Source organism: Paenibacillus sophorae, from assembly GCF_018966525.1.
Classification (GTDB): domain Bacteria; phylum Bacillota; class Bacilli; order Paenibacillales; family Paenibacillaceae; genus Paenibacillus_AQ; species Paenibacillus_AQ sophorae.
Genome location: NZ_CP076607.1, coordinates 576,746 through 590,132, shown reverse-complemented (window position 1 = coordinate 590,132; position 13,387 = coordinate 576,746). Strand labels below are relative to the sequence as shown.

The window sequence follows — 13,387 nt, the reverse complement described above, 5'->3', positions numbered from 1 at the left end:
TTTGATGATTTCATCATAAAAAACTGCTAAAAGGAAGTATATAGAAATACAATAAGCTGTATCTACAGGCAAATAAGCTGCAAAAAAAGCGGCAAGCTATAAAGCTTACCGCTTCAGTTCCTTTAGTTTTTCGTTAATCCTTTGGGCTTCTTTTTTATCACCTTGCCATGACAGCAGACGAACGATGACATAGATTAGCGCAATTTGCAATGCCATAATGATTACATGTAAGGCACTGTTCACAATTCCAATTACATTACCAAGGGAAATCAATATCATTTCCAAAGCTAAGAAATGAATTATGATTCGTACACGCATGTTCTTCTCACTTATATCATTAGGAGAATACAAAATAAATCCAGTCAATGCGCCTAAAAGTGAGAATATCATAAGGATATAGATCGACTTCAAATCATAGACCATATCAGGATAGAAAATTTGCCGCAAAATAGTAATAATAATGATGATTGCTGCGAAGATGATCAAGAAATTTCGAATAACCCCTTTTACAAATTCTGAAATCTTCATATATGTCCCTCCTCTTACAGTCCCAGCATATTTTTAAGCACGGGCACATACTGCCTTGATATAACAACACGTTCCCCGTTATCAAGCACGGCTTCAAATCGGCCGCTTATTGACGGATGAATAACTGAAATCTTAGCTATGTTCAAAACAGTTGATTTGGATGCACGAAAACAGTTCTTTTCTTTGCATAATTCCTCTAACTCATAAAGCTTTTGTTTTACCTCAAAAACTTTGTCCTTGCTGTAAATAAAAACCTTTCCGTCAACTGCTTCAAAATAATAGATATCACTAAGTTTTATACGGTGGACACGCTCATTATGATATCCGAGCAGAATGAGGCTTTCTGTTTTCAGCTTATTTACGATGTCGCATATTTCGTCATCTACCTCATGGCACCTGATGAGGATTTCCTCTTCCTGTTCTTTGTTTATTTCTTCTATTGAAACTTTTATATCCTCACCCACTTTAACTAGATCTCAGACGATTCGAACAATTAACGATTATAACAAAAGAAGTAAAGATAGGATACAACGATATACAAGGGGAAGTGAAATCAAAGACAGCGCGGTGAACCGTATCATAAGTGAGTGTAACGTTTTTGTCTTGATTCTCAGTGGCAAGCTGATTGGGCATTCAAACTTGAACTCGATGCTCTTAAGAGTCTAGTCAGTGTTGAGATGATACGCTCAATCAGAGATTCCAAAAGCTGCTTCTTAAGCTGTACGTCGTTCTCCATTACAGAATGGACTTCATTTAGAAGGCGGATGCCGATGCGATTAACAAAAAAATGAGGGAACCGTCCGGCAAGAGCTTGAACGGTTCCCTCATTTTTTTCGGTTATTCCACCATTTTCGGGCTTCCCAACGTTCGCATAAAAGCCTCTAGATTGTCTGTTATAAACCCGGTATTTTTAAATCCGGCATTGGCAATCATGTCCTTGGTATCTTTGAGAAACTCAGTCAAGCTGGCAGTAGAGGCATTCCCGAATCTGTTTTCACCGACGATGTCCCCGATCTGTTTGGCTGCTCCCTCTCTGTATTCCTTCAACCAATCCTTACGAGTCGATGCTTTCTCAGCGAAGGTTCGCAAGATGCTACCCCAGTCTTTTCCGTTCACAATAGCTTCCTGTAGCTTGTCCAGCGTTTCCGGCTCGAATTTCTGCATCATATCGGTCAAATCTATATAATCGTCCGGAGCCCCAATAGGCCTTTGCGGGGGTGTTTCGTAATGGATTTCTTTCGTTTCAGGGTCTACGGTTCTGGTTTTGGAGATGGCTCCGATTTGACGGATCGTATTCATAAATTCCGCCGCTTCGTCATCTTTCATGTAGTTGTCCGCGATATACTTAGCTTGAGTGAGTCCCAATTCTAATAACGCTGATCTTTCCTCTTCTCCGGTTACGTCGGTAATGAAATTGGATTGAATGATGCCGTAAACAGCTTCCTTCACCTCCGAGGGTTGATCTTTGAGAAGGCGATTCAGCGAATCATTGATTTGAACGGTTCCAAAATATTTAGCCGAATGATTCACAATATCGGATGCCGCCAACTTTCTGGCAGCCGGGCTGATTTCCACTGTATCGGTGTCATGCGAGAGTTCGGGTATCGTGCCTGTGATCAAGGCCGGTTTATCGGTATGCTGTTTCGAATTTATGTATAAATTTAAGTCATACTGGGTCGAACTGTAAATCTTCATAATTAACCCACCCCTATCCCGTTTATTTATTTCGATTTTCCTCTTATATCCATAATATCGGAATATTATTCCATATTTTTTATATAATTGGACAAAAAAAAGCAACGGGCAGTTTATTCCACTGCCCATTGCGCTTTCGTCGATCTTATCAACCCCCGTAAATGCTGTAGGCAAAATGATACACAATATCTGTATCGTTCACGCTAGGGCGATCCGTTACCCTCGCCAACACGCCGCAAATGTCATAATAGTGAGTGAAGCTTATGGCGCCAGGCAAATATTGGCTAATGCTTCCGGTTGAGGGAGGCAAGGATAACGTAATGGAGAATTCGCCGCTGCTGTTTGTCCATACCTTTCCGCTCCGATATCTGTTGTTGCTGCCTTCGGACCAATTATCATTCTCCCAAATGACTTCGACTTCCGCATTGGCTACGGCATAGTTATCCGAGGTCGCAGCAACGCCGGTCACCGTAAAGCTATTTCCTGTAATCCGGTAGTAGCGTCCATATGCATAGCTGGGGTAATCATTCGGACCGCCATTGGAGTTATAGCCCGTTATAACAAGTTTATCGGCTCTTAATACCGGCTGCAGATGGAGTGAGTAGTTGTTATCCGAATAGGCATTTGTCGTATAAACCCGCAGATAGTAAGTGCCTGTTCCCAGTGACACGTTGCCATTTTCGGAGGGCGTCAATGCCATCCGATTATTGCTTAATGCGCTATACAATTCCGCTTTGTAGCCATTGCCTAGAGACGCTTGGTCCAAATCAATATGCATTGCGTCATAATTTCTGCTTTCAGGAACCGTGATTGTATACCAATCCTGATCTACCTCCGAATTGATGGAGCGGCTTGCAAGAGTAGAACCTCCTGTGGCCACCGTGAAAGGATAGGCATGAAGCGCATTCTCGTCCGTCTCGTATGCATCATAGGTTGAGCTTGTGGAGACTGTTAAATAGAACGGATCGTTAATGCTGCCTCCAACTGCACCATAAGCTTCAATCAAGTAGGCTTTGGAACCGGCAGTACTGTTTCTCGTGCCGACATTTTCGGCCAAGGTCCCGGATCCATTTTCATAGTTATTCAAATAAGTTCCATAAATCGAATAATCAATCGGATTCGGGTTCAACTCCCCGGTGGACATATCAAATTCATAGAGATAAAGATCGTAATCAAGCTGCGCTGATGCTGGACTATCCATTTGGACCTGCAGTATGCTCCCCGGCTGTACATAAATAGGGTATAAATAGGAGGACGTACTTTCCTGTTGAATGTAGCCCGTATATGTATAAGTCGCCGCTGTGGCTGTAGAGCTAATAGATTGTGGAGCCGCAATCAATCCTTTTTGCATTTTCGAAGCCGTTGAAGCTGATTTCAAATTCTCGAATGCCTTTACTTGGTGCTGTTTCAATTTCGATGAATCCATCTCAGGCGCAGCTTTGGTAAGCTCGGATATAATCTCTCCACTCGGCTGCAGTACTTGTTCTGTGACATGAGCATCAGGGGTAGCCCCGGATTCCGCCATGTCATCGGCAGCAAACGCATTGAGGCCAAAGGCAAAGCTGAAAACTAGATTCATGACGATAACGATAGAAAGTGTTTTTCTCATAATTACAAACTCCTCTCTTTTATTAGAAATTTTTACTACTATTCTAGTATATCCCAATTATGATGGCTTGTTAAGGGAGGCTAATAGGATGTTCTAAATTTCGCCTTATTGATGAGACGGTGAACCGTATCATAAGTAACGGTAAGTTTTTTTGGAAAATCCCGCAGCAGGCTTGGAAAGGAGCTTTGCCGGGCATGGGTTTGGGATGGGCTACGCATGGCGAAAAAGTCGGCGCAAACGGGATTCTGCGAGCTTTTTGGGATCACAGAACGACGCGGTACCTGGAGGGGGGGACTTTTGCTTGCGAAAAGCAAAAGCCCCCTTCGCCGTTTTGGCGGAAGGGGCCAGTTCGCAGGTTTCGAGCTGCCGGATCAGGCGGTCTTCGGCCTCGACCAGCCGCTCGTACGTCTCTTGTTGGTTTTCGGTCACATCCACGCTTCGTCTCGTTCAATTGACCCCTCGAAAGGGGTCTTGGCTCTAGGTCACGAATATGATATATGTACGGCAGTAGAGCTTAGCGGTGATTTAGTTTAACCTATATTTAAAGGAGGTAAAAAATGGATTTACGCCTGAAGTTTAATGAAGATGTATTAAATTATGACAAAATGCGCCCAACGTATGTAAAAGAACTGTTTCATGATGTGATTCAGTTTTCAAACTTAAATAATAGTAAAAAAGCTCTAGAAATAGGTATAGGGACAGGACAAGCCACATTACCTTTTTTGTATACCGGCTGCAAGGTTACGGCGATCGAACTTGGTGAATCTTTGGCTAATTTCTCAGCTGAAAAATTTTCGGAATTTGCTAATTTCAATGTGATCAATCATGATTTTGAAAGTGTAGCTCTTGATCATAATCACTATGATTTAGTTTATTCTGCAACTGCTTTTCATTGGATACCGCAAGAAATAGGATATACAAAAGTTTATCAACTTTTGAGAAATGGCGGAGTATTAGCACTATTTTGGAATCGTCCGTTTCCAGCCAGAAAAGGTGACCTTCATACTGCAATGCAGAAAGTCTATGACAAATATAGACCATTATTTAAAAAGCCGATATTAGCACACAGACACAGCGAGGAAAACTGTTTGGAAATGGTCAATACAATTAAACGGTACGGTTTTATTGATGTGAGTTTTAAGCTATATCATCGAACAAGAACATTTGACGCTAAAAGTTACGTTTCACTTCTTAATACTTATTCAGACCATAGGGCATTACAGGAGGATAAACGAATACTTCTTGAAAAAGAAATTATAGAAGCAATCAACCATTACGGTGGACATATTAATTTACACGATACAATAGAATTATTCTTAGCAAGAAAGCCTTAGCCACTACCGATACATACTTTCCAAGAAATGATTAAGACGACCAGTTTTATTTCATATCGGGATATACCTCCGGAGGCACACCTTACGGCGTAACAAGGGATGAAATGAGCTTAGGACCGAATGAGAAATGGAAGGGGACTGTATCATAACGATTTACTTTCATGTTGATTGATTACTGAACTATCGAAGAACGATAGTTGAACAAAGCGAGATCAAAGAAAGGGCCATCCCACTATAGGATGGCCCTAAAACTTGCCGTTACAGACAACGCGGAGAACCTTATCATAAAATAACGGCGAAATATAACGATAGGTATAAAATAATCAGCTGCATACGCGGCTCAGCCTGAACCCGCCGAGGTCGCAGACAATGATTTGCCGTCTACTTCATTCTTTGCCCCTGCCCCTCGGGCAGAGAAGTTCTACCCTGGCTACCCGTATGAAACCGCAGGGGGCCGCCTTTCGATTATTTTTCCCTAAGGATGCCTGGCTCTGATTTCGATAGCTTCGTTATTCAGGAGTCGAATTGTGAAGGGCCGCACAGGCTAGAATGTCCGCCGTCGTGCGAATTCTGCCAAGCCGCGGGAAGATCACGGAACGCACATGCTCATGCTCCGCCTCACTGAAGCCAGTCATGGCGTCTATCGCAAAAATCACCTGATACCCGTGGGCGAAGGCTTCTCGCGCTGTGGTATCCACACCAATACCTGAAGCAATGCCGCAAAGGACGATCGTCGTAATGCCACGCCGGCGCAACTGCTGATCCAGGTCCGTCGCATGGAAGGCACCCCATTGGCGCTTTGTAATCACGTGGTCGCTGTCCGTGACACCGATCTCTGGCACAATTTCATCCCAGCCGGGTGGCAGGTTCATTGCAGGAGGAGCCTGATCCAGCAAAGGACGCGGCATATCCTTGAAGTCCTTGCTGGATACGCGCACGAGCCCCACGAATGCACCTGCGTTTCGGAACGCCTTCACCATGGAGGCGGCACGGCTGACGACTTGCTCAGCTGAATGAGGGGCATAGCGGGTTCCAAGCCATTTCTGCAAATCAATTACGATTAAGGCTGTCTGAGGAAAATGAAATAATAATTCTTCCATGAATCATCACACTCCGTGAACAAAATCGAGTTTGACCCTCACCATGACTCTTTGTATAAAATTATGAACTATTGGTCACTTGACTCTATGTTTATTATTTTGTACTCTTGGTCACGAGGTGTCAAGAGAGGATTTGTGATGATGAGTGTAACGAAACAGGAGATTATCCGTTCAGCTTTCCAGTTGTTTAAGAAAAAAGGGTTTCTTGCGACTTCGATTCAAGAGATCGCCGAGGACTGTTCCATTGCCAAGGGCTCGGTGTACAAATACTTTCCCTCGAAGGAGTACCTATTCTGCCAAGTATTCGATGAGTGCCAGACGGCGTATTTTGACCAGGCAGAGCATTTGAAGAAAACAGAGACGGGGACTCCCAAGGAAGGGCTCGTCAAGCAGATTGTGTTCCGCTATCAGTATTTTATCGAATTCAACCGTATTTTGGTTGAGTTTACGGAGCTCCCTATTACGCAGGATGCTACCTTCCGTCCGCTTCGGAATCATGTTCGCGGCCGCATGATGGAGTGGCACAAGGCTTGGCTGCTAGAAGTTTATGGTCCGCAAATTGAGCCGTTTCTGTGGGATCTGGTGTTTATATACCGTGCCATTCTTAAGGATTATCTGCTGCGCATCCTTTATGAGGTGAAGCCGCTGTCGATTGAAGATACGGCTTGGTTTATCGTCGATAAGTTGGATGCGCTCGCCGCACATATGACAAAGGCAGGCTCGAAGGCACTGCTCGGGCAAAGTTCTTACGACGCTTTCATCCACATGGGCTCGGACGACTGGCGGAGGGACAGAGCGCAGGCTGCTGAGGAGCTGCTTGGCAGAGTGACGGCTGCACTGGAGGTCTGGCCTGACGGGAGCGCTCGGCGGAAGGATCTACAAGAGGTTATTCATCTGTTAGGCGCTGAGATTGCCCAGCCGCAGCTAAAGCGGCCGCTCATCCAGGCGCTGTGCGCCTTTTTGGAACAGGAGCAGGAGCTTAAGAGCCTGGTCATCCAGTTAAAGCAGATTGTCCTATCTGAACGGGATTGAACCACAGAGAACCCTAACCGCAAGTAGGGGCAAGTTTTTTAGATTACTCTTTGGAGAATACCATATCTTTATCAAGCTAAACATCTGTGCAGTGAAATCCGATAAAGCAAAGGAATGGTACCTGTTCGAATTGCTTAAAAGGAGAGTCTGTATGCCTACTAAACTAGTAAAAAATATCATCATGATTTGTTTGGTTCTTGTATTGTTACCGGCAACATCCATTTGGGCAGCATCCGTCATTACGGACCCGGCTTTGGCGAAAGTCATTCGAGCGGAATTAAAGCTGCCGGCGAATAAAGAGCTGAAGGCGGTTGATTTGAAGAAGTTGAAGTCTTTGTATGCTAGGGAGTCCAAGTTTAAAATTACCAGTCTTCAAGGTCTTGAATATGCCGTCAACATACAGAGCTTAGTTCTTCCTAGCCAAAAGATAAGGAATATTACACCGCTGAGCAAGTTGAAGAAGTTAACGTATTTAAATGTTGACGGGAATCAGATTACAGACCTTTCACCGCTTTCCAGGTTAAGTACTCTGCAAACACTGGTTGTTGACGATAACAAGATAAAAAGTCTAGTGCCGTTAAAAAATCTAAATAAGCTGACTTATCTTATTGCCAGTAAAAATCAGGTGAAGGATCTAAGTCCCATTCAGAAATTGAAGTTAGAATGGCTCTTGCTGAGCGGCAATAAAATTCAAGATTTGACGCCGTTGAAAAATCATCCAACATTGGAGCATCTCTATCTGGATGATAATCTCATCCGGGATATTGCAGTGCTCGAAACCATGCCGCAATTAAAAGAAGTATCTTTGGCAAACAACCCGCTGAATGAGCAAGCGGAGCAGGTTATCCAGCAGCTGGAGAACAATGACGTCATAGTATCTTTGGAAAACAAATGAAACTCAGCCGGAGTAGATTCAAGCTTCTCTCGGGTGTAATCTGACCCCAATTTATAAAAAGAAATGAACAAAACCACTCGGATTGCTTACGAGTGGTTTTTTCTGTGAAAATCAAAACGGTTGGATGATCGAGTCTCGTCTTTAAAAGGTCCGTGTCTATAAACAATGAGCAATAGCTTACGGGCTAATGCAATGAACGTTTTTTTCACTAGGAATTCACGTTCCGGGTCGAGAATGTTTCAATCCAATCCCCATAGCAGCAATAACTTCCCTTGTAATCTTGGTGATTGCTGCTATTTCCTCTGTACTCCTACTACTAATCAAAGTCATATGTTCATCTATCGCTTTGCGGCGGTCGGTGTTTTCTTCAAACCGAAAAATTTCGCTGGCTGAAACTTGAAAGGCTGCGATTATTTTCTCTAATGTCTCTAAAGAAATGTTACGGTCGCCCCGTTCTACCCCACCTATGTAACTGTAATGAAGCGATGCAGCTTCGGCCAGTTGTTCTTGTGTCCATCCCTTTGCTTTTCTAAGCTCACGTATCCGATTGCCAACGCTTTCTGGTAAATTCATGGGATCACCTCCACTTAAGGGTAGAAGAGGTACGCTGACCATTACAGATAATCAAACACAAATCATTATTTTAATTAACTGTACTTAAAAGTACTATTTATATTGACCAGCTATGCAAACAACTATACAATCAATTAAAAATGGATAAAAAAGGAGGCCCTTACCTTGCGCCCTTCCATTCTGAAATCCCTCAAGCCGGATATCATTGTCGAAATGCTGGAAATAGCTTTTCTCTTCGAGAATTGGGACAAGCTGCTGAACACATCGGACATTCTCTACAGCTATGCACAGTGCATTTATGAGGAGCGGCAGTTTTTCAAGGCCAAAAGATTACCTGTGCCGCATGTGAATATGGCGCGTCCGCTGGTTTACTATTACGGGTTCAGTCATCTGATGCGGGGGATTGCTTGCCAGAAGCAGGGCCAGTATAATCGGGCCAGAGAATACATTGATAAATATGCGGAACTCGGCTGGATGGAGGATTTAGGGGAGGAAGGTATGCAGATTGTCGAGGAGTTCAGGTTCCTGGCAAGGGCGAATGGATATGCGCTGGATATTTTGTCGGGGAAGACGGAACGGCTGGCGGAATATGTGGTTTTTTTGAAGAATAATCCGGAGGAACTGCTGCCGGGGCTGGATACGATATTGCAGGCTGCGCTACGGCATGGTCTGAGTGTGGATGATCTTTTAGATACGTTTGCGGAGCAGGCAGCTGAGTTTGGGGAGTACGAGGATGCAGGCAATGTCTCGCATTATTATAGCTATTGTCATCACTTGGCACTATACCACAAGCAGGCTGGCAGACAAGATAAAGCGTTGAAATACGCGATGCAGGCATTGATTCTGGCTCACCAGTCAGGGAATGACAGGAATTTTAAAAAGTGTATGGCCCTATTCGAATCGCTGCGAGAAGGGGCGGATGAGGAGCAGATTCGACAGTATGAGGAACGCTTGAGGGGATGTCTGCTGGAGGTTCACCAGCAGTTGGTTTAGTCTGTTCGTCTTCCTTATCGGAGGGAGCCGTATCATAAATAACGCAGGCTGAATACCTAAAAAAGTAAACGGTGAAGATCAATCGCGGTGAACCGTACCACAAGTAAACACAAAGTCATCGTTAATTGAAGCGTCAAAGAACAATTCAATGTCCTTGACGCTTCTTTCGTCGGGGTTGTTTCCAACGTTAACAGTGATCTTGTTTATGATTGAGTGAAGTAAGTCTTTTTGTTTCACTGGTTCAACCTTCGTTATTACCGTTGAGAAGCCCGATAAGACTTGATGAACCTGCTCAAAAGAAACCTCTTGTATGGTTGGTCTATTGAGTTCATACTCTGTATCCTTCTTTATTTCAATCAGCTTTTTCTTTTCGTCTTCGAACGTACCCAACTTCTCCACTACAGATGAAGGGGGATTGTCTGTAGTTACGATCACATCAATCAACCGCTTAATGTGTCTCTCAATATTCAGAAGTTGTTCCTGAATATATTCAAGTTGATCTTGGAGGGGTTGTTTTAATGTTCTGACCTTACCGTTTACATTTCCTACAATTTTCTCTAAGAGATCAGGATTAGATGTAATTTGCTCGATTCTCTTAAAGACGAAAGCTTCAGCTTCATCTGCCCTTACTAAATTGGTCTTACATACAGCAGAGCCTTTAGAGCGTAATGCCGAACATTGATAATAACGGAGGTATTCACCAGTGGAGTTTTTAGTTCTATGTCCAATCATTCCCTGTCCGCACATTGGACAACGCAATAGGGTAGTAAGCGGGAAGTGACCGTGAAAGGTTTTTATAGGCTTGTGAGATTTCATTTCATTCATTGATTTAGCTTTCTCCCAAACAGCCAGATCAATTATAGGTTTATGCTCGCCTTGGACAAGAGTATAGTTTTCATTCTTACCTGCTCTTCTCTTTTCGTTCCAATTTTGAACCTGATTAAACCGAATGAAGCCCGCATACAAAGGATTAATGATAATTGTACGTATTGTTGGGATGGCGAAGAAGGCGTTCTTTTTGGTTTTGTAGCCCTCTTTGTTCAATTGGTTAGCAATTGCTTTATAGCCCTTACCATTGATGTAAAGGTCAAATATATAGCGAACAAGGGTAGCTTCTTTTTCATCAATAATAAGCTGTTTGTTTACTGACTTGTAGCCTAATACAATACCACCATTCCATTTGCCTTGTTCAGCACGTTCGTTCATACCCATCTTCACGTTCTCAATGATTTGATTTCTTTCTAATTCAGCAAAGCTTCCTAATATTTGTAACATCAACTTACCCACAGGGGTAGAAGCATCGATGTTTTCACTAAGGCTGAAGAAAGCAACTGAGTTCTTTTCAAGCGTATCAATGATCTGAAGAAAATCCAATTGCTTCCGTGACATTCGGTTAATTCTCCATACTGCCACCATATCAAACAGACCGTTTCCGCTATCGGCTAGAAGCATCTTTAAATTCGGTCTATCCTCGATATTCTTGCCGCTGTATCCATCATCCTTATAAACATTTACAATTTCATAGCCCTTATTCTCAAAATGACTTTTTAGCACATTGATTTGGGCATCAATTGAGTAGCCCTCTTTAGCTTGCTCTTCTGTCGAAACACGTATATACAACGCTACCCTCATCGCTCCATATCCTCCGTATCAATCTCATCGTCTGCAAAGAACGCATCGTTCTGTTTGTTTCGTACGTACTCAGCTACCCACCGTAATACTTCCCTTTTACTTTTAGAATCAAGTGAAGCGATATTATTTTCGAACAAGGAACAGAAGAACTCGAAATCTTCTTCCTCTTCGGTAAGCATAGCTAAGTTACCAATGACCCTCTCTGCTCTGGATAGATCAAACTGAATGAAGCTGGATAAAGTGTTTTCGAAGATGGATTGTTTCTTATGGATTTCGTCATACCTCTTTGAATACCATCCAGAAGCCCATTTCTCTTCCTCTTGCTCCATCAACTTAATATTCATCTCTAGATTCGCTTTCTCTTTTTCAGGTGAGATGAATCCAAAGAAGTCCAGAATACCTTCGATTTTAGATTCGTCGACCCCAAGTTCGTTAAGCAGAGCGTAGCAGGTATTGTAATCGGGATTCTTTATCTTTCCGTTTTCAAGTTGCGAGACGTACGTTACTGCTTTACCAACTTTCGAAGACAGAACCTTAGAGGAGATACCTGTGGTTGTCCGTATTCGTTTTAGTTCTTGTCCGAAATCAATGCCGTTCATTTTCATTCCTCCCTTTGATACCCCTGATTATAGCATATGGTAGCATAAATATCAACCAATGCAACTTTATACTTGATTTATATGCTACCGTATGCTACTGTGGAGATACAAACTTACACGTAACGGAGGGAACAGACGGAATGAACACAATTAACCGACTTGATGTTTTTATAGATAGGGTGTCGAGTATTGTACTAGACTTTCTTTCTAATGAAGCGGGCGAAGCAAATGATGAATGGGGCATTGTACCAGCAGTGTTTACGCAGTGCTGGTCAGTAGATGAGGATTCGATAAATGAACAAGACAGGGTATTTGCCGAATTTCTTGAATCATTAACCCCAGCAGAATATCACAGTTATTTCGCAGAGCAAGAAGAAACCAGAAGAGTCTATTGGGAGTTAGAGATGGCAATGGTAGCATGACTTCGGGTAGGAAACAGGTCATGCTACCCTCTATATTAATAGCACACTACACGGTGCGTGGGATATGGATGTAATGGAGGAATTATATATCATTTTTGAATCAAGATTTTGACAAAGGGGAATGATTATGTTGAAGAGTATACAGATCGACACGCTTCATCTAGTGGCGAAGCTAACTAACGATCAGAAGAGCGAATTGTATGATCTAATTGATTTTGGTAAGGATTACGGTGAGGGCTTTAAGGTTTACTGGAATGGGAATGCCGTATATAAGCACATCATCCACTCGAAAGAACCTTTCTTTATGGTATTCTTTGAGCCGAGGGTGGGGACAGGACTATGGACAAAGTCGCACTATGACATACTGGTTATCCTCCAACAAGAAGCGATACAGTCAAAACCAGCAATTCTTGAATTGATCTTCAATATTGGAGATTGGCGAATAAAGCGAATGGATATTGCATTTGACTGGTTAATTCCAATGAATCAGCATTTCATATGGAAAAATGCAAATGTGAAGAAGGAAATGGTTATCGATAATCAGAACTACTATCTTTACGGTGAACGAAGTGAAAACCGTGCGGTAGTATATGATAAGAAGTTACAGCTAAAGAAGAAAAAGAACATTGACATTCCACATGAACATTTGACAAGGCTTGAAATCCGCATTCGACCTAAACTGAACAATTTATCAGTAAGTGCGACTAGCCTTGGATGGTTGAAAAAGCACCTAGATAAATTCATCTTTGTTGAAAACGCAGCGAAGCTATCACGAAGTTTGAAGGAAGAGGATAGGAAGGCATTCAGGGCGTTGAGACGTAATGCAAGAATGGACTGGTCAGCATATGGTGGAGATTCGGCGAAACGAAGAATTAGAGAGAGCGCAAAGGAACAATCCGTTGATCTGTTTGATCTCTTCATGTCTCACAGAATGCAAATGAATATGACAGCATAACCTAGAATCCTGCTTCTTCA

General features: G+C 42.8%; 15 protein-coding genes. 6 read left to right on the top strand and 9 right to left on the bottom strand.

Going from position 1 to position 13,387, the window contains the following annotated elements; genetic code table 11:
• Positions 1-105: 105 nt before the first annotated feature.
• From KP014_RS02815 to KP014_RS02795, 5 genes are all read right to left on the bottom strand, one after another.
• Complete coding sequence (locus tag KP014_RS02815) at positions 106-528, bottom strand: DUF3021 family protein (RefSeq protein WP_036601479.1); 423 nt, start codon at positions 526-528, stop codon at positions 106-108.
• A gap of 14 nt (positions 529-542) precedes the next feature.
• Positions 543-992, bottom strand: a complete 450-nt coding sequence (locus KP014_RS02810) for a LytTR family DNA-binding domain-containing protein (protein WP_246590632.1) — start codon at positions 990-992, stop codon at positions 543-545.
• A gap of 373 nt (positions 993-1,365) precedes the next feature.
• Positions 1,366-2,223, bottom strand: a complete 858-nt coding sequence (locus tag KP014_RS02805; protein ID WP_036601481.1) for a hypothetical protein — start codon at positions 2,221-2,223, stop codon at positions 1,366-1,368.
• A 148-nt stretch (positions 2,224-2,371) separates the two neighbouring features.
• The gene (locus KP014_RS02800) at positions 2,372-3,832 is read right to left on the bottom strand and encodes a hypothetical protein (RefSeq protein WP_036601484.1); all 1,461 of its coding nucleotides are present in this window, start codon (positions 3,830-3,832) and stop codon (positions 2,372-2,374) included.
• Positions 3,833-4,042: 210 nt separating this feature from the next.
• Positions 4,043-4,267, bottom strand: a complete 225-nt coding sequence (locus tag KP014_RS02795) for a hypothetical protein (RefSeq protein WP_036601487.1) — start codon at positions 4,265-4,267, stop codon at positions 4,043-4,045.
• Positions 4,268-4,389: 122 nt separating this feature from the next.
• On the opposite strand from KP014_RS02795, the gene KP014_RS02790 reads away from it, so the two are divergent.
• Positions 4,390-5,166, top strand: coding sequence for a class I SAM-dependent methyltransferase (locus tag KP014_RS02790; RefSeq protein WP_036601489.1), 777 nt, complete (start codon positions 4,390-4,392; stop codon positions 5,164-5,166).
• Between the two features lie 509 nt (positions 5,167-5,675).
• On the opposite strand, the gene KP014_RS02785 is transcribed toward KP014_RS02790, so the two are convergent.
• A complete protein-coding gene (locus tag KP014_RS02785; protein ID WP_036601490.1) occupies positions 5,676-6,266 on the bottom strand; it encodes an isochorismatase family protein in 591 nt (196 codons plus the stop codon).
• Positions 6,267-6,404: 138 nt separating this feature from the next.
• Here KP014_RS02785 and KP014_RS02780 point away from each other — a divergent pair, with 138 nt between their 5' ends.
• Complete coding sequence (locus KP014_RS02780; RefSeq protein ID WP_036601494.1) at positions 6,405-7,298, top strand: TetR/AcrR family transcriptional regulator; 894 nt, start codon at positions 6,405-6,407, stop codon at positions 7,296-7,298.
• A gap of 151 nt (positions 7,299-7,449) precedes the next feature.
• Positions 7,450-8,193, top strand: coding sequence for a leucine-rich repeat domain-containing protein (locus KP014_RS02775; RefSeq protein ID WP_036601495.1), 744 nt, complete (start codon positions 7,450-7,452; stop codon positions 8,191-8,193).
• Positions 8,194-8,409: 216 nt separating this feature from the next.
• Here the strand turns inward: KP014_RS02775 and KP014_RS02770 are convergent, their stop codons facing one another.
• Positions 8,410-8,766: a helix-turn-helix domain-containing protein gene (locus KP014_RS02770; protein WP_036601498.1), complete on the bottom strand. Its 357-nt coding sequence runs from the start codon at positions 8,764-8,766 to the stop codon at positions 8,410-8,412.
• 165 nt (positions 8,767-8,931) lie between these two features.
• Between KP014_RS02770 and KP014_RS02765 the strand changes: the two genes are divergently transcribed.
• Positions 8,932-9,759 (top strand): hypothetical protein, encoded by an 828-nt coding sequence (locus KP014_RS02765; RefSeq protein ID WP_036601501.1) that lies wholly within the window; start codon positions 8,932-8,934, stop codon positions 9,757-9,759.
• A gap of 78 nt (positions 9,760-9,837) precedes the next feature.
• Here the strand turns inward: KP014_RS02765 and KP014_RS02760 are convergent, their stop codons facing one another.
• Positions 9,838-11,391 (bottom strand): recombinase family protein, encoded by a 1,554-nt coding sequence (locus KP014_RS02760; protein ID WP_036601504.1) that lies wholly within the window; start codon positions 11,389-11,391, stop codon positions 9,838-9,840.
• On the bottom strand, positions 11,388-11,990 hold the full coding sequence (locus KP014_RS02755; protein WP_051500484.1) for a helix-turn-helix domain-containing protein: 603 nt from the start codon (positions 11,988-11,990) through the stop codon (positions 11,388-11,390). Before KP014_RS02755 ends, KP014_RS02760 begins: the two co-directional genes overlap by 4 nt.
• Positions 11,991-12,130: 140 nt before the next feature.
• Between KP014_RS02755 and KP014_RS02750 the strand changes: the two genes are divergently transcribed.
• Entirely contained in the window at positions 12,131-12,412 is a 282-nt protein-coding gene (locus KP014_RS02750; protein WP_036601507.1) for a hypothetical protein, read from the top strand.
• Between the two features lie 127 nt (positions 12,413-12,539).
• Positions 12,540-13,367 carry a hypothetical protein gene (locus KP014_RS02745; protein WP_036601510.1) on the top strand — a complete coding sequence of 276 codons (828 nt, stop codon included), beginning with the start codon at positions 12,540-12,542 and terminating at the stop codon, positions 13,365-13,367.
• Positions 13,368-13,387 lie beyond the last annotated feature (20 nt).

What these genes read in the sequence shown, in the direction of transcription:
- KP014_RS02815 (WP_036601479.1), bottom strand. Translation starts at nt 528, where the DNA reads ATGAAGATTTCAGAATTTGTAAAAGGGGTTATTCGAAATTTCTTGATC.
- KP014_RS02805 (WP_036601481.1), bottom strand. Translation starts at nt 2,223, where the DNA reads ATGAAGATTTACAGTTCGACCCAGTATGACTTAAATTTATACATAAAT.
- KP014_RS02800 (WP_036601484.1), bottom strand. Translation starts at nt 3,832, where the DNA reads ATGAGAAAAACACTTTCTATCGTTATCGTCATGAATCTAGTTTTCAGC.
- KP014_RS02790 (WP_036601489.1), top strand. Translation starts at nt 4,390, where the DNA reads ATGGATTTACGCCTGAAGTTTAATGAAGATGTATTAAATTATGACAAA.
- KP014_RS02785 (WP_036601490.1), bottom strand. Translation starts at nt 6,266, where the DNA reads ATGGAAGAATTATTATTTCATTTTCCTCAGACAGCCTTAATCGTAATT.
- KP014_RS02780 (WP_036601494.1), top strand. Translation starts at nt 6,405, where the DNA reads ATGATGAGTGTAACGAAACAGGAGATTATCCGTTCAGCTTTCCAGTTG.
- KP014_RS02775 (WP_036601495.1), top strand. Translation starts at nt 7,450, where the DNA reads ATGCCTACTAAACTAGTAAAAAATATCATCATGATTTGTTTGGTTCTT.
- KP014_RS02770 (WP_036601498.1), bottom strand. Translation starts at nt 8,766, where the DNA reads ATGAATTTACCAGAAAGCGTTGGCAATCGGATACGTGAGCTTAGAAAA.
- KP014_RS02760 (WP_036601504.1), bottom strand. Translation starts at nt 11,391, where the DNA reads ATGAGGGTAGCGTTGTATATACGTGTTTCGACAGAAGAGCAAGCTAAA.
- KP014_RS02755 (WP_051500484.1), bottom strand. Translation starts at nt 11,990, where the DNA reads ATGAACGGCATTGATTTCGGACAAGAACTAAAACGAATACGGACAACC.
- KP014_RS02750 (WP_036601507.1), top strand. Translation starts at nt 12,131, where the DNA reads ATGAACACAATTAACCGACTTGATGTTTTTATAGATAGGGTGTCGAGT.
- KP014_RS02745 (WP_036601510.1), top strand. Translation starts at nt 12,540, where the DNA reads ATGTTGAAGAGTATACAGATCGACACGCTTCATCTAGTGGCGAAGCTA.